The organism is Microcella pacifica (assembly GCF_009371975.2).
Classification (GTDB): Bacteria; Actinomycetota; Actinomycetes; order Actinomycetales; family Microbacteriaceae; genus Microcella; species Microcella pacifica.
Genome location: NZ_VIKT02000002.1, coordinates 1 through 19,146, shown reverse-complemented (window position 1 = coordinate 19,146; position 19,146 = coordinate 1). Strand labels below are relative to the sequence as shown.

The window sequence follows — 19,146 nt, the reverse complement described above, 5'->3', positions numbered from 1 at the left end:
GCGCACCTCCATCAGTCATCGGGAAATCCATGTATAGGTATAGACCCCTGAGAGGGTGCACGCCCAATGAACAGGGGCTTTCCCAGAGACTTGCCAGCGCTTACGGACGTGAGCGAACCACATCCATCGCGAGGTCGGCACGATCGGTCACGATGCCGTCGACCCCGAGGTCGAGGAGGCGGCCCATGGAGTCGACGTCGTTGATCGTCCACACGTGCACCTCGACGCTGGCTGCGTGGTACTGGCGCAGCCGGCCCGGGGTGACCGTGTTCATGCCGAGCGCGCGCTCGGGAATCTGCACCGCCTGGATGCCGCGCAGGAGGCGCCGCACCGCGGGCCCGCCGCGTACGGAGGCGGCGAGCAGCGCCCCCGCGAAGAGAGGCCCCGACGCGCTCGTGGCGACAGCGGGGAGCTGAGAGAGGGCGGCGCGCCGACGCCGCTCGCTGAACGAGGTGAGCAGCACGCGCTTCTCTGCCCGCAGGGAGGTGATCGACTCCACAGCCGAGGGCACCGCCGCGGCGTCCTTGAGGTCGATGTTGACGCGCGCGTCGGGAAAGGCATCGAGGGCTTCGGCGAGGGTGGGCATGTGCTGCCCCTCGCCGAGGTCGAGCGCTGCCAGCTCTGCGACGGTCAGATCGCTGACCTTCTCGGGCCGACCGAGCACGCGCGACAGGTCGGGGTCGTGCGCGACCATCGCAACGCCGTCGGCACTCGCGTGCACGTCGGTCTCGAGGTACTCCACACCGAGGGCGAGCGCGTGCGCGAAGGCGAGCAGGGTGTTCTCCGGCGCCTCCAGCGCGAGCCCCCGGTGCGCGAGCACGCGGGGGCCGTCGGGGGAGAAGTAGTGGTCCTCCGGCGACACCGCTCAGGCCTTGGGCGGGGTGCCGCCGGGGCCGAAGAAGCCCTGGCCGATGCCCTTGAGCGCCTCGGTGAGCTCGCTCGGAATGATCCACATCTTGTTCGAGTCGCCCTCGGCGAGCTTCGGCAGCGTCTGCAGGTACTCGTAGGCGAGCAGCTTGCTGTCGGGGTTGCCGGCGTGGATGGCGCCGAAGACGATCTTGATCGCCTCCGCCTCCGCCTCCGCACGCAGAACCTGCGCCTTGGCGTCACCTTCCGCATTGAGGATCGCCGACTGCCGCGCGCCCTCCGCCTCGAGGATCTGCGACTGCTTGGTGCCCTCCGCGGTGAGGATCACGGCGCGACGGTCGCGCTCGGCGCGCATCTGCTTCTCCATCGAGTCCTGGATGCTCACGGGCGGGTCGATGGCCTTGAGCTCGACGCGGTTGACGCGCAGGCCCCACTTGCCCGTCGCTTCATCGAGCACGACGCGCAGCTGGCCGTTGATGTTGTCGCGGCTCGTGAGCGCCTCCTCGAGGTTGAGGCCACCCACGACGTTGCGCAGGGTCGTGACGGTCAGCTGCTCGACTCCGGCGAGGTAGTTCGCGATCTCGTAGGTCGCGGCACGAGCATCCGTCACCTGGAAGTAGATGACGGTGTCGATTGAGACCACGAGGTTGTCCTCGGTGATGACCGGCTGCGGGGGGAAGGAGACGACCTGCTCGCGCATGTCGACGAGAGGCCGCATGCGGTCGATGAAGGGCACCAGGAGGTTGAGGCCCGGCTGGAGCGTCTTGTGGTAGCGGCCGAGGCGCTCCACGACGCCCGCGTAGGCCTGCGGCACGATGCGGATGGCGCGGATGAGGACGACCACGACGAAGATGCCGAGGACGACGAGAAGAGCGATCACGAAGATCTGCCCGAGGAACTCCGAGGGAGCGATCACGAGGGGTCATTCCTTTCTTCCGGAGCGACCTCCACGGTCGCTCCATCGACACGGGTGACGACGACGCGGTCGCCTTCCCCGAGGCTGAGGTGGTCGGTCAGGTCGGCGGCGAGGCGCGCCGTCCAGGTCTCGCCGTTGGCGAGCTTGACCTGGCCGCCGGTGTCGGTCACGGGGAGCAGCACGCGAGCACGCATGCCGTAGAGCGCATCGACATTGCTCTTCGCCGGATCCGCGCCCTTGCGCAGCGTTTGCAGCAGCAGGGGTCTGATGGTGAAGAGGAGCAGAGCGGAGAGGATCGCGGCCGCCCCCACCTGCACCCACCACTCGGCACCGATGAGGTTGAGGCCCAGGCCGCCCAGGAGTGAACCCGCCGCGATCATGAGGAAGGTGAACTCGAGTGTGACGACCTCGATGATGACGCAGATGATCACGAAGACGAGCCAGATGATCCACAGATACTGCGTCAGATCGATCACGATGCCCTCCTCGCCGGCGTGCGGCTCACGCTATCACCGGGAGGTGACCGTTGATCGGGTGCCACGAGCCGGTAGGGTCGAGAACCGTGAACAGCCCTCTGCAGCCCGGCCAGCTCGCCGGCACGACCGCCCTTGTCACTGGCTCCTCGCGCGGCATCGGCGCCGACACGGCACGCTACTTCGCGGCCGCCGGCGCGAATGTCGTCATCAACTACCGCTCGAAGGCGCCGCGCGCCGACAAGCTCGTCGCCGAGCTCGGAGCAGCGGGCACGGAGGCGATCGCGATCGGCGCCGACCTCACCGACCCCGCGTCGGTCGAGTCGATGATGGAGACTATCCGCTCCCGCTTCGGCACCCTCGAGATCCTCGTGCTCAACGCCTCCGGCGGCATGGAGTCGGGCATGGGCGAGGACTACGCGCTGCGGCTCAACCGCGATGCGCAAGTGAACGTGCTCACTGCGGCGCTCCCGCTCCTGGGGGAGGGCTCGCGTGTCGTCTTCGTGACGAGTCACCAGGCGCACTTCATCCGCACGACGCCGACGATGCCGGAGTACGAGGCCGTCGCGCTCTCCAAGCGTGCGGGTGAGGATGCTCTGCGCGAGCACATCGGCACGCTCGCCGACCGCGGCATCGGGTTCACGGTCGTCTCGGGCGACATGATCGAGGGCACGATCACGGCCACGCTGCTCGAGCGCGCCGCTCCCGGTTCCATCGACGCGCGCAAGGAAGCCGCCGGCCGCCTCTACAACGTGAGCGAGTTCGCCGCCGAGGTCGCGCTGGCCGCCGTCGAGCCCGTGCCGGAGGACAACACGAAGCTCGTCGGCGACGTGAACTACTTCACCTCAGCGGGGGAGTAGTGGCGGCGGCGCCGGGCCTGCGCCGGACATCCCGCATTCTGCTCATCGACGCCGACGGCGCCGCCCTGCTGTTCTTGACGGCCGCGCCCGACTCGAGCCGCTTCTCGCGCTGGATCACGCCCGGCGGGGGAGTGGACCCGGGGGAGTCGCACCACGAGGCTGCGGTGCGCGAATTGTTCGAAGAGACGGGACTCGTCGTCGACAGCGTGGGGGAGCCGGTCTGGAGCCTCGACTTCGACGTCGTCTGGGATGAGGCCGATCACAATCGCGGCCATGCCGAGTACTACCTGGTGCGCTGCGAGCGCTTCACGCCGGCGTCGACGAATTGGACGGCGGAGGAGCACGTCGACGTGACGGCGCACCAGTGGTTCACGGCCGACGAGCTCGAGGCCTCGGGCGAGCCGTTCGAGCCCGTCGACCTGCCCGCCCTCCTGCGCCGCTTCGGTTCCGCACCGGCGTAACGCGCCGGGGTTACGCTCGCGGCATGATGATCGATCCAGGGGTGATCAGGTGGATGCTCGACACCGACCCGGCCCTTCGCTGGCAGGTCGAGCGCGATCTGCTCGAGGAGCCCGAAGCCGTCTGGCAGGCGACGCGTGCTCGAGTGGCCACCGAGGGGATGGGGGCCGAGCTGCTCGCGCACCAGGACCCCGACGGGCAGTGGGCGGGCGGCGCCTACTTCCCCGGCGACTTCGACTGGCACGGCCCCGAGGCGGCCGACGGTGCCGGCCAGCCGTGGACGGCGACGACGTGGACCCTCAACACCCTGCGCGAGTGGGGTCTCGACGGCGCTGCACTCGACGGCACCGCCGAGAAGCTCGCGGCGAACAGTAGGTGGGAGTACGACGACCTTCCGTACTGGGGCGGCGAGGTCGACGCGTGCATCAACGGCTTCACCCTCGCCAACGGCGCCTGGCTCGGTGTCGACGTGGAGAGTATCGCCACCTGGTTCGCCGAGCACGCGATGACCGAGGGCGGCTGGAACTGCGAGTGGGTCGAGGGCTCGACGCGCTCGAGCTTCCCCTCGACGCTCAACTCGCTGAAGGGCATCCTCGACTGGGAGATCAGGACGGGCGACGCGCGCCTTCGGGAAGCGCGTCACGCGGCCCAGGATTACCTGCTGCGGCGGCGGATGCTCCACCGCGCGTCGACGGGCGAGCTCGTCGGCCCCTGGGCCACGTCGTTCGGCTACCCCTTCCGACACGTGTACACCGCAATGAACGCCCTCGACTACCTGCGCAGGGCATCCCTGCACGACGGCGTCGCCCCTGACGAGCGCGCCGCCGACGCCATCGAGGTCGTCCGCAGCGCTCAACAGCCCGACGGCACGTGGCTGCAGCAGCGCCGCTACCCGGGGCGCGTCTGGTTCGAGCTCGACGTGCCCGTCGGCGAGCGCTCGCCGTGGCTGACGTTCTTCGCGCTGCGCGTGCTGCGCTGGTGGGACGAGAATGACGCGCGCTGACGGTGCATGGCACCAGAATGTCGACATGACCTCAGCGCAGCATCACGCCGACAGCCACGACCTCATCCGCGTGCAGGGCGCGAGGGAGAACAACCTCAAGGGCGTGAGCGTCGACATCCCGAAGCGCCGACTCACGGTCTTCACGGGTGTGTCGGGCTCGGGCAAGAGCTCGCTCGTCTTCGCGACGATCGCCGCCGAGTCGCAGCGCATGATCAACGAGACCTACAGCGCGTTCGTGCAGGGCTTCATGCCGAGTCTCGCGCGACCCGACGTCGACGTGCTCGAGGGGCTCACGACCGCGATCATCGTCGACCAGGAGCGCATGGGGGCGAACTCTCGCTCCACCGTCGGCACGGCGACGGATGCGAATGCCCTGCTGCGCGTGCTGTTCAGCCGCCTCGGCGACCCGCAGATCGGGCCTCCCAACGCTTTCTCCTTCAACGTGCCGACGACGCGCGTGAGCGGCGAGAGGACGAGCTCGACCGGGGAGACCGTCACGATCGAGAACGAGATCTACCTCGGCGGTATGTGCCCGCGATGCGAGGGCATGGGGGCGGTGAACGACATCGATCTCGCCGAGCTCTACGAGGCCAGCACAGCGATCAACGATGGCGCTATCACGGTGCCCGGCTACACGGCCGACGGCTGGATGGTGCGCATCTTCACCGAGTCGGGATTCGTCGACGGCACCCTGCCGATCCGCGACTTCAGCCCCGAGATGCTGCAGGACTTCCTCTACAAGGAACCCACCAAGGTCAAGGTGTCGGGAATCAACATGACCTACGAGGGGCTCGTGCCGCGCATCCAGAAATCGATGCTCAGCAAAGACGTCGACGCGATGCAGCCGCACATCCGCGCCTTCGTGGAGCGCGCCGTCACCTTCACGGCCTGCCCGGAGTGCGAGGGCACCCGCCTGAGCGAGGCCGCCCGGTCGTCGCGCATCGACGGCGTGAGCATCGCCGAGGCGTGCGCGATGCAGATCAGCGACCTCGCGATCTGGGTGCGGGCGATCGACGCACCGGGTGTCGGCCCGCTGCTGACGACCCTGCAGGGCGCGCTCGACTCGTTCGTCGAGATCGGGCTCGGCTACCTGAGCCTCAATCGGCCCGTGGGCACGCTCTCCGGGGGAGAGGCGCAGCGTACGAAAATGATCCGGCACCTCGGCTCCTCGCTCACCGACGTCACCTATGTCTTCGACGAGCCGACGGTGGGCCTGCACCCGCACGACATCCAGCGCATGAACGAGCTGCTGAAGCGTCTGCGCGACAAGGGCAACACGGTGCTGGTCGTCGAGCACAAGCCCGAGGCGATCGCGATCGCCGATCATGTCGTCGACCTCGGGCCCCGCGCAGGTACGGCGGGTGGCGAGATCGTCTTCGAGGGAACCGTCGCGCAGTTGCGGGGGAGCGGCACCCTCACCGGCCGCCACCTCGACGATCGGGTCACCCTCAAGACGACGGTGCGCACGCCCTCGGGTGCGATCGAGGTGCGCGGAGCATCCAGCCACAATCTGGAGGCCGTCGATGTCGACGTGCCCCTCGGCGTCCTTGTCGTCGTCACCGGTGTCGTGGGCTCGGGCAAGAGCTCGCTCATCCACGGCTCGGTCGCCGGAAGGGACGGCGTGGTCGCCGTCGACCAGGGTGCCATCCGCGGCTCGCGGCGCAGCAATCCGGCTACCTACACGGGCATGCTCGAGCCGATCCGCAAGGCCTTCGCGAAGGCCAACGGCGTCAAGCCGGCGCTGTTCAGCGCGAACTCGGAGGGCGCGTGCCCGACCTGCAAGGGCGCTGGCGTCATCGACACCGATCTCGGGATGCTCGCCTCGGTGTCGTCACCGTGCGAAGACTGCGGCGGCCGGCGCTTCCAGGCGTCCGTTCTCGAGTACCGGCTGGGCTCAGCCACCATCACCGACGTGCTCGAGATGCCCGTGAGCGAGGCCGTGGAGTTCTTCGCCGCGGGGGAATCGCGCGTGCCCGCCGCGCACGCGATCCTCGAACGCCTCAACGACGTGGGCCTCGGCTATCTGACGATCGGGCAACCGCTCTCGACCCTCTCGGGCGGAGAGCGTCAGCGGCTCAAGCTGGCCATGGCGATGGCCGACACCGGTCGGGTTCTCGTGCTGGACGAGCCGACCACCGGGCTGCACCTCGCCGACGTCGAGCAGCTGCTCGGCCTGCTCGACCGGCTCGTCGACAGCGGCACCTCGGTCATCGTCATCGAGCACCATCAGGCCGTCATGGCGCACGCCGACTGGATCATCGACCTCGGGCCCGGCGCGGGCCACGACGGCGGCCGCATCGTCTTCGAGGGAACACCCGCCGACCTCGTCGCGGACCGCGCGACGCTGACCGGTCAGCACCTCGCGGAGTATGTGGGCGCGTAAGCGACAGTGTTGCACTTTGCTATCAGTGCTACACTCTCGGCATGCCCACTGTACGAGCGCGCCACATGCTGACGGAGACCGATGATCTCGCGCGCGCTCTCGACGATGCAGCGGCGGCCTGGCCCGAGCTGCGCGGCGATCGCCCAGCTCTCCTGCGCAGGCTTGTGCAGGCAGGGCACGCGACCCTCGAGGTGCGCGGGGGAGCGCGGGAGATCGTCCGAACCGCAGCGGGCGCTGCAACGGGATCCTATCCACGCGACGCACTGGCCGCCCTGCGGACAGAGTGGCCAGAGTGATCATCCTCGACGCGAACGTCCTCATCGCCTTCCTCGACGGCAGCGACGCGCACCACGAGGCGACGCTGGATCTGCTCGAGCGACGACTCGTTGACGGGTTCGGTGCGAGCGTACTGACGGTGGCCGAGGCTCTCGTACATCCCGCCCGCGCGGGTCGCGAGAGGGCGGCGATGGAGTCGCTGAGGGCGATCGGAGTCCAGGTGCTTCCGGTCACGGCCGACTCCGCCGAGGCGCTGGCGCTCGCGCGGAGCGGCCACCGAGTACGCCTGCCGGATGCCGTGGCTCTGCACGCCGCCGTGAGCACAGGTTCGGAGCTCGCGACGTTCGACGACGCACTTGAGACCGCTGCCGAGAGTGCCGGAGTCGTCGTCGCACGCTAGAGCCGACTACCGGCCCGTGCTTCCTCGCATACCTAGTATCCGATAATGCACATTATGTCAGATCGAAGTTACTCTGATTGCACTTTTTGCAATCAGAGTAGAAACGGGTAACACCCGAGCCACTCCCCGACTGCTCGTCTGACCAGGACTTTCTCTCAGAGCACGCCGACAGATCGCGACTGTACTGTGTCGAGGATCCTGCTGTTGCTTCTGCCTGCTCAAGCCCGTTTGATCAGGTATTTCTCCTTCATCAATTGCATAAAGTGCAATCGGAATGCAAAACTTGCAAACGAGCGGAGGGGTGATCAGTGCCGGATGGATCGGGAAACGTCGCGTACCTCCCTGTCGCCAGCGATGCTCAGAATCCCGATGCTTTCCTCGAACGAGTGCTCGAGGGTTGGGAACGTGCGCAGCGGGCCAGCGACTTCTCGCCGAACACGATTCGCACCCGCCGAGCGGTCGTGATCAAGCTTGTCGACTTCTCCGGGCACTATCCGTGGGAGTGGTCGATCGGCGATGCTGACGAGTTCTTCGCTCACGCCCGCGGCGTGAAGAACCTGTCGCATTCGACGGTTCGCGCCTATCAGGGTGCGATCAAGCTGTTCTGCGACTACGCCTGCAACCCGCGATACGACTGGTCCGTGGCGTGCGCCAAGTTGTTCGGCACGGTGTTCATCCAAGTCATCACCGAGCTGAACCGGGTAGCCCACTCCCAACCGAGCGAGACCCGGCCGGCGAAGCGCCCGTTCACCCAATCCGAGCTGCAGCAACTGTTCGACCTGGCCGACCTCGAGGTGGAGAGGATCCTCAACTCCGGCCGGCACGGCGCGTTGAGTGCGTGGCGTGACTCGGTCGCCTTGAAGACCGCCTATGCCTGGGGGCTTCGCTCAAACGAGCTCCGCCACCTGCAGGTCGTTGATCTCTCACGGAACTACAAGGCGCCCTATTTCGGCGACTACGGGGTGATGCGGGTTCGCTGGGGCAAACCCCATCGCGGGTCGGCGAAGAAGCCGCGATCGGTGCTCACCGTGTGGGAATGGTCGGTTGAGGTCCTCCGCGATTGGGTCGAGCGCGGACTCCCCCGGTACGGCACTCCGCTCACCGACCTGTTCCCGACGTCGACAGGAGCCATCCTGGGCGGGACGCATCTGCTTGACGTTCTGCATCGGCTGCTCGACGAGCTCGGCTTCCCGCCCGGGCTCGACCTTCACTCGTTCCGTCGCTCGTATGCGACCCACCTGATCACCGCGGAGGGCTTCGACGTCGCGTTCGTGCAGATGCAACTCGGCCACGAGCATGCCTCCACGACCTCGATCTACTCGATCCCCTCCCCCGACTACCAGCGCCTGGCTCTCGAAAGGGTCCACAACCGAACCCTTGACGCCGCGCGAGCACTGCCACCACGAAAGAGGAACCCATGACACGCGAGATCACCTACGAGTGGAAGGTGCGGGAGTTCATGGCCCGCAGCCATATCTACAACAGCAAGGAGCTGACCGAGCTGCTGCGCCAGAGGGGAATTACGCTCTCGCCCACCCAGGTGTGGCGCCTCGTCACCAAAGACCCCGAACGGATCTCGTTCGCCGTGCTCGGTGCACTGTGCGACATCCTCGGGGTGCAGGTCAACGAGCTGATCGTGTTCAAAGCGGCTGACGCGCGAACGCTGCGTCGCAAGGCCGCCGGTGGCACCGATCTGCCCGACCTTCGCGACTACCGTCCGGTCAGAGCGCGAATCGTCACGGATGACGTCGACGAGTAAGCCGACCGGAAGGCCGGCGACTAACGGAATAGGGGTGTCCCGCTCCCCCACGATCGAGAACCTCTCAAAGCCTCGACGCCGCGGCCGCCCCCGATCGACCGGCAACAAGCATTGCGACAGATGCGGGCTGGACGTCGCGAAGATCCGGGTTCGCTGGCCCGATGGAGCGATCTGCGGAGCGTGCTTCACTTCGGCCGTTCACGAGTACGGCCGATGCTCCGGCTGCGGCGAAGAACGCATGCTCCCGGGACGCTCACCCGCCGGCGAACACATCTGCCGTGACTGCGCAGGGATCACGACCCTGCTCGTCTGCGACCGCTGCAGCCACGAGGCCGAGCGATTCCGCAAAGGCGTCTGCGCGCGATGCGTCGTGCGCGAGGACCTCGAGTCCCGCCTGAATCCGAACTCACCTGCCGATGTCCGCCTCAAGCGACTCGTTGCGATCTTGGCCGACTCCGCGCGGCCCGAGAGCGTCTACACCTGGATGAACCTCAAGGCGCCAAAGCACCTACTGGAGCTGATCGGTCGACGGGAGCTCGATCTCACGCATGAGGCCTTCGACGCCTACTCTCCCTCGCCCGCGGCCGCTGGCCACCTCCGGGAGATCCTTGTGCACCACGGGATGCTGCCGAACCGGGCAAGCTTGCCGTTCGCGCTCTTCGAGCAGTGGCTTGCAGGGCGCCTCACCGAACTCGAGGAGTGGCCAGACATCCACGGCCCGATCGAACGATTCGCCCGCTGGCACCACATGAAGAACCTCCGCCGGAAACTCGACGCCGGCGCCGCGAACATGAACACGGCGACCCTCTCGGCGAAGCAGGAAATCACCGAGGCCGGCAAGTTCCTGCGATGGCTGCTCGAAGAGCACGGTGTGGTCGCCGACGGCATCCAGCAGGCGCATATCGACCAGTACATTGCAGAGGGCACCAGCACCCGCAAGCACATCCGAAATTTCGTGCACTGGCTCCAACCGGGCCGACCTCGGCGCCGGACGGTCACAGTTCCCTACCGAACGGCGAAATCCATCCCGATGCTGACCCAAAGCCAACGCCTCGAACTCGTCCGCAACTGTCTCGAGTTCCAGCAGGTAGCCCTCTCCACCCGCGTCGCTGGCTTGATCTCTCTGCTCTGGGCGCATCCGCTCGTGAAGATCGTTGCCCTTACAACTGACCGGCTCGAGCGGCTTCCCGAGGGGATGACAATCAAGCTCGGGGATAACCCGGCCGCCGTCCCAGAGCTGGTCGCACCGCTCTTCTGGGAGCAGCTCTCTAACCGCGGCAACCAGCAAACGGCCAACACCGGCACTGACTGGCTCTTCCCCGGTTTCCGTGCCGGCCAGCACATCCATCACCGCACGCTCGGGGAACGATTCCTGGTGCTCGGGATCGACCCTCAGCGGGCTCGCAACACCACCCTGCAAGACCTCGTGCGCCAGGTCGACGCCCGTTCGCTGATCGATCTCCTGGGCTACAGCGGGACGATCGTCACCCAGCACGCTTCGCGTGCCGGTGCCCCGATGTCCGACTACGTCGACCTTCGCAAAAGTCACGCCGATCGCCAGGGCAACGATAAAGTTGATTGACGCAGCGACGGGAGCGGAGATGGCCAATAGCCCTAAGCCATCGATCACACCTGCTGAGATCGCTCTCCGCCGCACAGTCCTCGAGCAGGCCGAGCACAGCGGCGAGATGGAAGGTCTGCACATCAATGAAGCGGCTCGAGCCGACGGCGAGGACTATGCCAATGGTCGTATCGACATCGACGAACTCGTTGGGCGAGGTCGGGCGAGATACGGACTGAACTAGGGCCATACGATGTGACCATGAGAGCCGGTTGTTGAATAATGCCCGCTGCGAAGAGCCCTGCGGAAAACGGATTCGTACTCCTTCCGGAACAGCTACCTGACCAGGTGGCCGCCGTCGATATGGCTACGGTCATCGAGGATGTGGAAGCTGACCGGTGGTGGTTCTTTTTGACCAACGTGAGCAACCCGAATCCAAAGCCAAACCCAGGGGCTTACCTCGACCTTGGCCCACGCACCGAGACGCCACCAATCGAAGAGCTGGATGCGATTCTTAAGGCCCACGGACTGACCTCGTTCTTCGGAGGCTGGCGAGCAGTCCGAGGCGAACCAGGCGAGCGAAGCCGAGCAACGCGCGTGACGACGATCGAATCAGCCAAGAAGATGGAGGAGCTCGCCGCGACGCGAAAGGCAGACGACGCCGCAAGTAGCCATCGTTCAGCCATCAACGCAACGACGGGCTTCGCAGTTGCGGGCGCGGTCGCCCTATTTGTCTCTGTGTTTGACTTGCCGATCGGCTACTACTCGTTCCTCCGTCTGGCCATCCTTGTGATTTGCGTCGTTCTCATGGTGCTCACCGCGAGGGCCAATGCCGCGGGTTGGTTCGCTGGACTCATTCCTGCAGCGATCCTCTGGAACCCTCTCGCCCCGATCTACATGGCACGTTCCGACTGGCTACTGGTCGATCTTGCCGGGGGCGCCTTCTTCGTCGGACTGGCGATCTGGAGCGGTCGAAGGCTGTCTAGCCCGTAGGCCGGGCGCGGAGAGAACCGGTCCCCTTCGGCAGGCGAAGCGTCTCCACCGAGGTCGCCGGACGGCTGACGTAGCCGCACAAACTGTGGCGACTGCGGTGGTGCTGCTCGGGGTCTTAAAGTCCCGTCTGCAGCTGCAGCATGTCCCTCGACGCGGTCCAAGGCGTTCCGTCTCGCCGCTCCACCGTTCGCTCAGCTGCCGGCTTCGCGGAGCGAACGGTGGGTCTGGTTGAACCGCGCTACGCTGCGCCTCGTCGGAGCACCGCGAGGCTGCGTGAACTCATGCCGAACGTGGCGTTGGGCGACGTGCCTTCCCCGCGTCGGTATGGGTAACCGGCGATGATCGCGGCCGCAATAAATTCACCATTCGCGACGTACGCTCCGAGGTGCCGCTCGGCCATGTGCTTGAGGCCGTAACTGCCGTAATCGGGGTTGATAGTCTTACGGCGCTCGACGTTGCTCTCCAGCCATTTGAGGATCTCCGCGACGTGGGTCGCGCGCCCCCTGAGCTCGAGACGCCATCCGGCGAACCGAGCACGGCGAGCTTCGAGCGGCACGTCGAAGGAGCCGGCCCCGAAGCCGTTGATGCACAGATGCGGTTCGAGTGTCATGGCGACCGCGAGGTCGCGGTCGGCGGATGAAGCGCCCCGCAACGCATCCCACGATGCGTAGCCGGCGTTCACTGCGACCAGGTGCTGCACTCTCTGCAGACCGACAGAATCGCTCGCGATCGACCCGCGGAACTCACGGTGCTGAGCCTTGGCGAGGTCCTTGAAGTAGCGAAGTGTGTCCATGATGTTGATTCACATTCCCGGCTCGTCCGCGCTCGCATGACGGTGGAGCCGATACGTGTAATCAACGGATATGGCACTACCGAACTACTGGAAATGGCGAAGCCTTCACGCGAGCCGCAGGCACATCCCGGTGCCGCAACCGAGCCTACGCGCCAGGGCCAACGATCGGAAGGCCCAGCGCCGACGCGGGCGCCCACTACCGCTTTGACTCGCATGGCTCAAGCTATCCGGACACTGCTCGAGCAGCACCAGTCGGCGACCGTCAGTGTGAGAACGGATAACGCGCTTCACCAGCAGAAGTTACTCTATCTGCAGAAAGACAATCAGCGGGTAAGCGGGTAAGGCCGGACGGCTGCCCGATTACCTGTCTGATCGGGATTTTCTCTCGCGCAGACCGACTTATCAGCAGCCGCTGCCACCGCACGGTGGCCCGTCGGGCTGGATCAGGCCCAGGCCGATGTAGGCAGCGCTGCCGAGCAACAGGGCAACCCCAAATGCTAGGAGGACGGAACCCCATCGTACGTGCCGAGCCAATGCGATTCCTCCCAAGATTGCCGCCGCTCCCCCGGCGATCCAGACCAGCCACATCGCCAAGGCCGAGCCGAACAGTCCGACCACGAGGCCCGCAAGCCCAGCGATCGCCAGACCGATCCACAGGCTGGCACCATTGTGGGGCCGGGCAACGGTAGAGGCTGTCATGGCACGAGCCTACCTATCGCGACACCTCGAAAGGAGTGGACTTCATCGGGCCTTCCCGTCTGAGCGAGCACGAAGCCATAGGGAAGGACGGTTAGGTAAGTCTCACCGCAAAACGTTGCAGCTGGCGGGCGAATAGTGGGAAAACGGATAACGGTCTTCGCCGAGATAATCGAGCGCTGGATCTCAGACCTATGAATTTGGGACGATTCGAGTCCGAGCGGACATTCTCTAATGTGATGGATCTTTCCGAGAGCACCGAAGCCGCGCTGTGGGAGCGCGCGCGCCGCGACGATGGCGACGCATTCGGGTCCTTGTTCGATCTTCATCACGATCGCACCTACCGCCGTGCGCTCGGGCTGATGGCGAACACCCACGATGCGGAGGACGTCGCGGCGTCCGCGTTCTTCGAGCTGTGGCGCAAGCGGCGAACGGTGCGGCCTGTCCAAGGATCGGTCCTCCCCTGGCTGCTCGTCACGACCGTCAACCTGGCGCGCAATGCCCAGCGGTCGAGCTCGCGATATCAGCAAGTGATTCGGACCATACCGCGGGCCGAAGCACTCGCCGCGCCTGATTCCGAGACCGTGGAGACGAAGAAGCGCCTCACGGACTCACTGCAACGCCTCTCCCCCGTCGACGGCGCTCTCTTCGTCCTGACCGCGCTCGAGGACATGCCGCTGGCTGAGGCCGCCGAAGCCGTCGGGCTCAAACCGTCCACCGCGCGCATGCGACTCCACCGTGCCCGGCTGCGACTCCGCACCGACCTCCATGACCTCAACCCGATCGTTCAGCCTGCCGTAGAAGGGAACCACTGATGAGCACGACCGAGATGGACACCGAATTCGCCCGAGGTGTACGAGCGGAACTGACCGCGATCGGCACCAAGGACAGCCGATTGCAGCGACACCAGCGCCGCGCCCGCGCTGTTGCAGTGAGCGTTGGTGCGGTCGTCATGGTCGGCGCCCTTACCGGCGCGGCCGTGGTCATCAGCAACCTTCCTGGGACAACTACTGTCGTACCTCTGGGAAACATCGTCACGGCGGCACACACCGGCACTGCGAGTATCGACCTGGGTTCCGCTCCGGCCAACGCGACCGTTGTCGTTATCGACCTAACCTGCGTCAGCGGTGACGGCCGGGTCACCGCGCTGACCGTCCCAAGCGCAGGTTCCGAGGGCGCCGACGGCTCGGGCGTGCACTGCGCGATAGGGCAGACCGCTCACATCGAGAACGGCTTGCTCCCGGCAGCCGGCACAAGCTCGATCACGATCACCGCCGACCCAGGCACAGCCTGGAGCGCCACAGCCCAGTACGGAACCTCGTCGACGACGGAGTGGGGCGTCAACGCCAACGGACAGACCTACGGTGTTCCCAACGTCAACGGTGTCCCCGACCTAACCCCTGCACGTGCCTCCAACGGGGCATGGGGCTACGTCTTCGCCGAAGAACTCTCGGCCATGGACCAGGAGGGCTTCATCAACGTCTACGAATCCGACGGCACCACCATCATCGGCCAGCAAGCCTTCCACATCAGCGAAAACATCCCGCTAGACCCCCGCCTCATCCCGCGGGAAGCGACGACCGAAGACGGCAGCGAGTGACAGACCCGAGCCCCGACGCGATCAATCTGGAGGCCACTCACTCGATCGACGTCACCTGGGCGCTCAGCACTCCGGACAGCGAGGAGAAGCTTCCAAGGAGTGCAAACTGGTAACCATGTGGCCCAACCGGCGAATCCTCGGCATGGCCGGCATAGCCATCGCGACCGGAGCGACGCTGGGCGGGGTGCTGACCTTCGTCACCCAACTCGCAACGCAGCTGTCCTTGCCGTCGGCCCCAACGTCACCGTCCGCACTGTTTGCCGGCGCGCTACCGTTCGCGCTATTCGTCGGCCTCGTCGGCCTCCTCGTCGGGGCGATCGTCGCAGCAGCAGCATCGGTCGGCGCGACCGCCGTCCTCCTGGCAACTCGTCGACGCCCGATCCGGCAGTGGCTGCGCCCGGCCCTGGCCGGTCTCGGCGCCGGGATCACCGGCATGCTGCCATTGGCCTACATCTTTCTCCGACCCGGCTGGGTTGGCGGCGAGAGCAGTCTCTGGGTCCTCGGTGCAGCCGCGGCGCTCATCGCCGCTGGCGGGGTCTGGCTCTGCGAACGCCGCCAGATGTCCTCCCCCGTGGCCACCGCTGAGCGCCATGGCCCTTGAATAGCGTGAAAACGGATAATGGTCTTCACCAGCAGGAGTTTCTCCGACTGCAGGATGAGCCCCGGGACTCGCCCCTTGGCCTGCTGTCTGGCGCCCAGTTAGGTCGGCGCCAACGTTCTGTAGGAACGGATTCGATGTGAAGACCCGGCGACGCTTGGCGAAATCTGTAGTGCTCAAAGACCCTCCCCGACCTACTCGCATGGCTGGGACCTTCTCATTTTCGATTGCGGACGACGAGACTCGGCGACTATTCTGGCGCCGGCGTCGTCGCACGCCGGACTTCCTTGACTGTCGACCGCACTCGACGGCTGGGTGGGAGCAGAGGTGGCATCTATGCCGTCGTGACGTGCAGCGTCATCCGTTCGGTGATCCTCCGATCAAGCGGCCGGCGCCGGGCTGTGCGGGGTCGCGGGCGCTCGTGGTCGCGGAGAGATCTGGCAATGACCGAGCAGCGATCGCTCAAGAAGCTCGTCCGGGAGCGCATGCAGCGCACCGGCGAGAGCTACACCACCGCCCATCGTCACGTCACCGCTCGACGGGAGGTGCCGATCCCGCCAGGCACCGCGCCGGGATACCCCGGTTTCGGCGCCGCGGCGCACGTTCCATCGGCCCTGACCCGGCACCTTCTGGCTCAGGCAGGGCTCGAGGTCTCGGAGGCCGTAGCCTGCGGGCTCGGCGGGGGCATCGGGTTCCTGTACGCCGTGTTCGAGTACAAGCAGGTGCCGCACCCGCTCCTCACGATCGTCGCCCAGCACCACCCGGAGCCGTGGCTGGACGCCGTCGCCCGGCACACCGGCGTCGAACTGACTACCGCCACCTCGTCATCCGCGGCCGCGGCGTTGAGAAAGCTCGACGCCGCGCTGGAGACAGGCTCGGCGGCGCAGCTCACCCTCGCGCGGGGCGCACTCCCCTGGCACGAACCCGTCGAACAGGCCGAACGGGCCGACCCGCACCGGATCGTCGTCGCAGGGCGACGCGGCGGAGCGTATCTCGTCGACGACGGCCTGGGGTCGCCGCACGCCATCGGACCGGACGCCCTCGCGGCGGCCTGGACGGCCCACCGCAAGGGCCGCTTCGCGCTGCAGACCATCGGAGCGGCAAACGACGTGGACCTCCCCCGCGCGATGCGCGCCGCGATCGCCACGACGCACGCGCATCTGACCGGACCCGTGCTCGGCAACTACTTCGACGTCAACATGGGACTCTCCGGCATCGCCAAGCTCTCCGCCGACCTGCACGACACCTCGACCAAGTCCGGTTGGTGCCGGCGGTTCGGCACCCCGGAGGCGTTCCAGGCCGGCATGACCCGCCTGGCCGAGTGCCTCACCTGGGCGCACACCGCCGAAGGCGGCACCCGCCCCCTGTACGCCGAGTTCCTGACCGAGGCCGCCCTGATCGCGGGGCTCGACCTGGACGCCGCCGCGGCCGCAGCATCCGCGTCCGGAGACGGATGGCGCTCGATCACGGATCTCGCGGCGCAGGCCGCGACGACCCAGGCGCCAGCGGACGACTTGTTCGACGAGCTGGCTCGACTCGTCGACGGGTGCCTCGCACATGAGCAGCGACTTGCTTCGGCTCTCGCCGCGGCTCTCGAGCGCGCCCGATGACTCGCATCTCGGGATGCGAGCCGGAACAGGATTAGAACGCACAACACGCTTCACCAGTAGAAGAGGCCACACTACGTGCGGGACTGCGGGGCGGGTCATGGGAGGCTTGACAACTAACTCTATCTAGATAGACTATTGCCATGTTCACGATGAGGCGACCATCTCCCCAGACCGCAACCGTGTTGCGTGCTCTTCATGAGCGAGGCCCTGAATGGAGCCACGGATACGAGTTGTGCCGCGCCCTGGGCCTCAAGGCCGGCACGCTGTATCCGATCCTGATCCGGCTGGCCGATCGCAATCTGGTCGAGACGGCCTGGGAACAGGAAGTACCCCAGGGTCGCCCGGCTCGGCACCTCTACCGGCTCTCTACGACCGGTGCGACGTTTGCCGCCACCCTCCCCCGACCCGTCGGCTCAGACCCGACATCCCCGTTCACCGCTCGGCCCGTACTCGGGGAGGCAGGCGCATGAGCTCGCGCGACGGCGCCGAACGCCTCCTCACCCTCGGGACGACAGGACTCCCCGCGCACCGCGCCGAGTGGGGCACCGCGATGCGCGCCGAACTCGCTGCGATCGACGACCCCGGCGCGCGGCGGCGCTTCGCCCGCAGCGCTTCCTTCGCCGCGTTCCGGCAAGGATTCGTCATCCGCATCGGCTTCGGGTTGATCACGGGAGTGCTCGTCGCTGCCGTCGCGCTCATGGCGTCACGGCTACAACTCGCCGACGGCGCTCCCGGGCTCCTCGAGGTGACTGTGCCCGTCCCGGCGTTCCTCCTCCTGCTTGCGGCCCTGCTCTCAGCCGGGCTGACCCGGTCGTTCCGCATCGGGTTGGAGACCGGCGCAGTCGCATTCATCGCCAGCTCAATCGCCCTGTTCACGGTTCTCGCTACCGAGGGGTTGATCTGGATGGATCGCCACGGTGTCTTCCTCCTCGACGGCGACCCGCCCCGCGGCCCCATCGACACGTCTGCCGTCGTCTTCAACATCTTCTCGACCGGGATGTGGGTTGGCCATCTGATCGTCTGGTGGCCCGCCCTCCTGATCGGTGCTGCTCTCGGCGCCTGGATCGGCGGTCGGCGAAGCCCCGCCGTTGTGGCAGGCAGCTCCGCATAGTCCAGGAAAATGCGCAACCGCATCGCACGGACGCGAGCGAAGCCGCGGCAATAGTCGACGAGACGGGTAACGCACTTCACGATCAGAGTTCTACGTGCGGGATTCGCGCAAGCGCAGGCCTCGACCAAGAGTTTCCTTGAACGGTCGACCGAGTGCCGTCCATCCTCCACGCTCGAGACGAGCGACGCGGACCCGCACCGATGTGGTCGATCGTGTTCTGGCGCTGGTATCGCTCCACGATCGCTTGGTCGCTGTTGCTCGCCGGCGGGATCGGATCGGTTCTCGGATTCGCTCTGTATGCGGGCGGAAACCCAGACTGCCGGGCCAGCGCAGGGCTGCTGGGAGTCTTCTATTGGCTGGCCCTGGGCGCGGTCCTCGGAATGGCGACGGCCCTGCCCGCGCTCGTCGGATGAGCCATCGCCCTGCTGGCCGGGGATCGGCGGTTCACCGCCCACCTCGGTCGCGGATCGTCGCGGGAAGCAGCGGCGCGGCAAGCGGTGCAGCTGCCTTGTGGCTCGGCATCTTCACCAGTAGAAGTTATTCCGACCGCAGGAGCAGCCGAGGCGCGCCCGCCCGTCGGCCTCTGATGTGCAGCCGGTCAGGCCGGCGTCAATGCCCTGTAGGACCGAACTACGCGGCGTCCCTCGCGCACGATGTAGAGGCCGTAGGCACTTGTCACGAGCGCGCCGCCGACTCCGGTCACGCCCCAAGTGAGCTGCCAGCTGATTGATGTCGACAACGCTCGAAAATTGGACAGTATCGACGCTTGAAAAGTGAACACTCGACGA

General features: G+C 66.5%; 24 protein-coding genes. 18 read left to right on the top strand and 6 right to left on the bottom strand.

Features of this window, described 5'->3' with window-relative positions; genetic code table 11:
- Positions 1-100: 100 nt before the first annotated feature.
- The 3 genes from FK219_RS01180 to FK219_RS01170 are packed head-to-tail and all read right to left on the bottom strand — an operon-like array spanning position 101 to position 2,259.
- Complete coding sequence (locus tag FK219_RS01180) at positions 101-862, bottom strand: glycerophosphodiester phosphodiesterase family protein (RefSeq protein WP_152582783.1); 762 nt, start codon at positions 860-862, stop codon at positions 101-103.
- Positions 863-865: 3 nt separating this feature from the next.
- Positions 866-1,783 carry an SPFH domain-containing protein gene (locus FK219_RS01175; RefSeq protein ID WP_152582782.1) on the bottom strand — a complete coding sequence of 306 codons (918 nt, stop codon included), beginning with the start codon at positions 1,781-1,783 and terminating at the stop codon, positions 866-868.
- Positions 1,780-2,259 carry an NfeD family protein gene (locus FK219_RS01170; RefSeq protein ID WP_224744388.1) on the bottom strand — a complete coding sequence of 160 codons (480 nt, stop codon included), beginning with the start codon at positions 2,257-2,259 and terminating at the stop codon, positions 1,780-1,782. The genes FK219_RS01175 and FK219_RS01170 overlap by 4 nt, the downstream gene beginning before the upstream one ends.
- Before the next feature lie 86 nt (positions 2,260-2,345).
- On the opposite strand from FK219_RS01170, the gene FK219_RS01165 reads away from it, so the two are divergent.
- The 11 genes from FK219_RS01165 (at position 2,346) to FK219_RS01115 (ending at position 11,950) form a co-directional block, all read left to right on the top strand.
- Positions 2,346-3,116 carry an SDR family oxidoreductase gene (locus FK219_RS01165; RefSeq protein ID WP_152582780.1) on the top strand — a complete coding sequence of 257 codons (771 nt, stop codon included), beginning with the start codon at positions 2,346-2,348 and terminating at the stop codon, positions 3,114-3,116.
- Positions 3,116-3,577, top strand: coding sequence for an NUDIX hydrolase (locus FK219_RS01160; RefSeq protein WP_152582779.1), 462 nt, complete (start codon positions 3,116-3,118; stop codon positions 3,575-3,577). The genes FK219_RS01165 and FK219_RS01160 overlap by 1 nt, the downstream gene beginning before the upstream one ends.
- Positions 3,578-3,600: 23 nt before the next feature.
- Positions 3,601-4,578, top strand: a complete 978-nt coding sequence (locus FK219_RS01155; RefSeq protein WP_152582778.1) for a squalene cyclase — start codon at positions 3,601-3,603, stop codon at positions 4,576-4,578.
- Between the two features lie 25 nt (positions 4,579-4,603).
- Positions 4,604-6,961 carry an ATP-binding cassette domain-containing protein gene (locus FK219_RS01150; RefSeq protein WP_152582777.1) on the top strand — a complete coding sequence of 786 codons (2,358 nt, stop codon included), beginning with the start codon at positions 4,604-4,606 and terminating at the stop codon, positions 6,959-6,961.
- Between the two features lie 41 nt (positions 6,962-7,002).
- Entirely contained in the window at positions 7,003-7,257 is a 255-nt protein-coding gene (locus FK219_RS01145; protein WP_165638007.1) for a hypothetical protein, read from the top strand.
- Complete coding sequence (locus FK219_RS01140; RefSeq protein ID WP_165638006.1) at positions 7,254-7,637, top strand: type II toxin-antitoxin system VapC family toxin; 384 nt, start codon at positions 7,254-7,256, stop codon at positions 7,635-7,637. Before FK219_RS01145 ends, FK219_RS01140 begins: the two co-directional genes overlap by 4 nt.
- A 308-nt stretch (positions 7,638-7,945) precedes the next feature.
- Positions 7,946-9,058: a tyrosine-type recombinase/integrase gene (locus FK219_RS13555; protein ID WP_152582775.1), complete on the top strand. Its 1,113-nt coding sequence runs from the start codon at positions 7,946-7,948 to the stop codon at positions 9,056-9,058.
- Positions 9,055-9,396 carry a helix-turn-helix domain-containing protein gene (locus tag FK219_RS01130; protein ID WP_152582774.1) on the top strand — a complete coding sequence of 114 codons (342 nt, stop codon included), beginning with the start codon at positions 9,055-9,057 and terminating at the stop codon, positions 9,394-9,396. The genes FK219_RS13555 and FK219_RS01130 overlap by 4 nt, the downstream gene beginning before the upstream one ends.
- A gap of 238 nt (positions 9,397-9,634) precedes the next feature.
- On the top strand, positions 9,635-10,978 hold the full coding sequence (locus tag FK219_RS01125) for a hypothetical protein (protein WP_235923668.1): 1,344 nt from the start codon (positions 9,635-9,637) through the stop codon (positions 10,976-10,978).
- A gap of 19 nt (positions 10,979-10,997) precedes the next feature.
- The gene (locus tag FK219_RS01120) at positions 10,998-11,201 is read left to right on the top strand and encodes an antitoxin VbhA family protein (protein ID WP_152582773.1); all 204 of its coding nucleotides are present in this window, start codon (positions 10,998-11,000) and stop codon (positions 11,199-11,201) included.
- A 104-nt stretch (positions 11,202-11,305) separates the two neighbouring features.
- Positions 11,306-11,950: a DUF6804 family protein gene (locus tag FK219_RS01115; RefSeq protein ID WP_152582772.1), complete on the top strand. Its 645-nt coding sequence runs from the start codon at positions 11,306-11,308 to the stop codon at positions 11,948-11,950.
- A gap of 238 nt (positions 11,951-12,188) precedes the next feature.
- Here the strand turns inward: FK219_RS01115 and FK219_RS01110 are convergent, their stop codons facing one another.
- Both FK219_RS01110 and FK219_RS01105 read right to left on the bottom strand, forming a co-directional pair.
- Complete coding sequence (locus FK219_RS01110; RefSeq protein ID WP_152582771.1) at positions 12,189-12,743, bottom strand: hypothetical protein; 555 nt, start codon at positions 12,741-12,743, stop codon at positions 12,189-12,191.
- A 402-nt stretch (positions 12,744-13,145) separates the two neighbouring features.
- Positions 13,146-13,442, bottom strand: a complete 297-nt coding sequence (locus FK219_RS01105; RefSeq protein WP_152582770.1) for a hypothetical protein — start codon at positions 13,440-13,442, stop codon at positions 13,146-13,148.
- A 236-nt stretch (positions 13,443-13,678) separates the two neighbouring features.
- Here FK219_RS01105 and FK219_RS01100 point away from each other — a divergent pair, with 236 nt between their 5' ends.
- The 7 genes from FK219_RS01100 to FK219_RS01070 all read left to right on the top strand — a co-directional run bounded on the left by FK219_RS01100 (position 13,679) and on the right by FK219_RS01070 (position 18,771).
- Positions 13,679-14,254 carry an RNA polymerase sigma factor gene (locus FK219_RS01100; protein WP_152582769.1) on the top strand — a complete coding sequence of 192 codons (576 nt, stop codon included), beginning with the start codon at positions 13,679-13,681 and terminating at the stop codon, positions 14,252-14,254.
- Positions 14,254-15,039 carry a hypothetical protein gene (locus FK219_RS01095; RefSeq protein WP_152582768.1) on the top strand — a complete coding sequence of 262 codons (786 nt, stop codon included), beginning with the start codon at positions 14,254-14,256 and terminating at the stop codon, positions 15,037-15,039. The genes FK219_RS01100 and FK219_RS01095 overlap by 1 nt, the downstream gene beginning before the upstream one ends.
- A 142-nt stretch (positions 15,040-15,181) precedes the next feature.
- On the top strand, positions 15,182-15,640 hold the full coding sequence (locus FK219_RS01090; RefSeq protein WP_152582767.1) for a hypothetical protein: 459 nt from the start codon (positions 15,182-15,184) through the stop codon (positions 15,638-15,640).
- A gap of 440 nt (positions 15,641-16,080) precedes the next feature.
- Positions 16,081-17,247: a BtrH N-terminal domain-containing protein gene (locus FK219_RS01085; RefSeq protein ID WP_152582766.1), complete on the top strand. Its 1,167-nt coding sequence runs from the start codon at positions 16,081-16,083 to the stop codon at positions 17,245-17,247.
- Positions 17,248-17,387: 140 nt separating this feature from the next.
- A complete protein-coding gene (locus tag FK219_RS01080) occupies positions 17,388-17,717 on the top strand; it encodes a PadR family transcriptional regulator (RefSeq protein WP_152582765.1) in 330 nt (109 codons plus the stop codon).
- Positions 17,714-18,358, top strand: coding sequence for a hypothetical protein (locus FK219_RS01075; RefSeq protein WP_152582764.1), 645 nt, complete (start codon positions 17,714-17,716; stop codon positions 18,356-18,358). Before FK219_RS01080 ends, FK219_RS01075 begins: the two co-directional genes overlap by 4 nt.
- 200 nt (positions 18,359-18,558) lie before the next feature.
- A complete protein-coding gene (locus FK219_RS01070) occupies positions 18,559-18,771 on the top strand; it encodes a hypothetical protein (RefSeq protein WP_152582763.1) in 213 nt (70 codons plus the stop codon).
- Positions 18,772-18,956: 185 nt separating this feature from the next.
- On the opposite strand, the gene FK219_RS13390 is transcribed toward FK219_RS01070, so the two are convergent.
- A partial coding sequence (locus FK219_RS13390) for a hypothetical protein (protein WP_210416745.1) occupies positions 18,957-19,146 on the bottom strand: 190 nt, incomplete at its 5' end.

Excerpts from the sequence above, each read along its gene's own strand:
- FK219_RS01110 (WP_152582771.1), bottom strand. The coding sequence starts at position 12,743 with ATGGACACACTTCGCTACTTCAAGGACCTCGCCAAGGCTCAGCACCGT.
- FK219_RS01120 (WP_152582773.1), top strand. The coding sequence starts at position 10,998 with ATGGCCAATAGCCCTAAGCCATCGATCACACCTGCTGAGATCGCTCTC.
- FK219_RS01095 (WP_152582768.1), top strand. The coding sequence starts at position 14,254 with ATGAGCACGACCGAGATGGACACCGAATTCGCCCGAGGTGTACGAGCG.
- FK219_RS01090 (WP_152582767.1), top strand. The coding sequence starts at position 15,182 with ATGGCCGGCATAGCCATCGCGACCGGAGCGACGCTGGGCGGGGTGCTG.
- FK219_RS01155 (WP_152582778.1), top strand. The coding sequence starts at position 3,601 with ATGATGATCGATCCAGGGGTGATCAGGTGGATGCTCGACACCGACCCG.
- FK219_RS01075 (WP_152582764.1), top strand. The coding sequence starts at position 17,714 with ATGAGCTCGCGCGACGGCGCCGAACGCCTCCTCACCCTCGGGACGACA.
- FK219_RS01085 (WP_152582766.1), top strand. The coding sequence starts at position 16,081 with ATGACCGAGCAGCGATCGCTCAAGAAGCTCGTCCGGGAGCGCATGCAG.
- FK219_RS01080 (WP_152582765.1), top strand. The coding sequence starts at position 17,388 with ATGTTCACGATGAGGCGACCATCTCCCCAGACCGCAACCGTGTTGCGT.
- FK219_RS01100 (WP_152582769.1), top strand. The coding sequence starts at position 13,679 with ATGGATCTTTCCGAGAGCACCGAAGCCGCGCTGTGGGAGCGCGCGCGC.
- FK219_RS01125 (WP_235923668.1), top strand. The coding sequence starts at position 9,635 with ATGCTCCCGGGACGCTCACCCGCCGGCGAACACATCTGCCGTGACTGC.
- FK219_RS01145 (WP_165638007.1), top strand. The coding sequence starts at position 7,003 with ATGCCCACTGTACGAGCGCGCCACATGCTGACGGAGACCGATGATCTC.
- FK219_RS01130 (WP_152582774.1), top strand. The coding sequence starts at position 9,055 with ATGACACGCGAGATCACCTACGAGTGGAAGGTGCGGGAGTTCATGGCC.
- FK219_RS01070 (WP_152582763.1), top strand. The coding sequence starts at position 18,559 with ATGTGGTCGATCGTGTTCTGGCGCTGGTATCGCTCCACGATCGCTTGG.
- FK219_RS01150 (WP_152582777.1), top strand. The coding sequence starts at position 4,604 with ATGACCTCAGCGCAGCATCACGCCGACAGCCACGACCTCATCCGCGTG.
- FK219_RS01105 (WP_152582770.1), bottom strand. The coding sequence starts at position 13,442 with ATGACAGCCTCTACCGTTGCCCGGCCCCACAATGGTGCCAGCCTGTGG.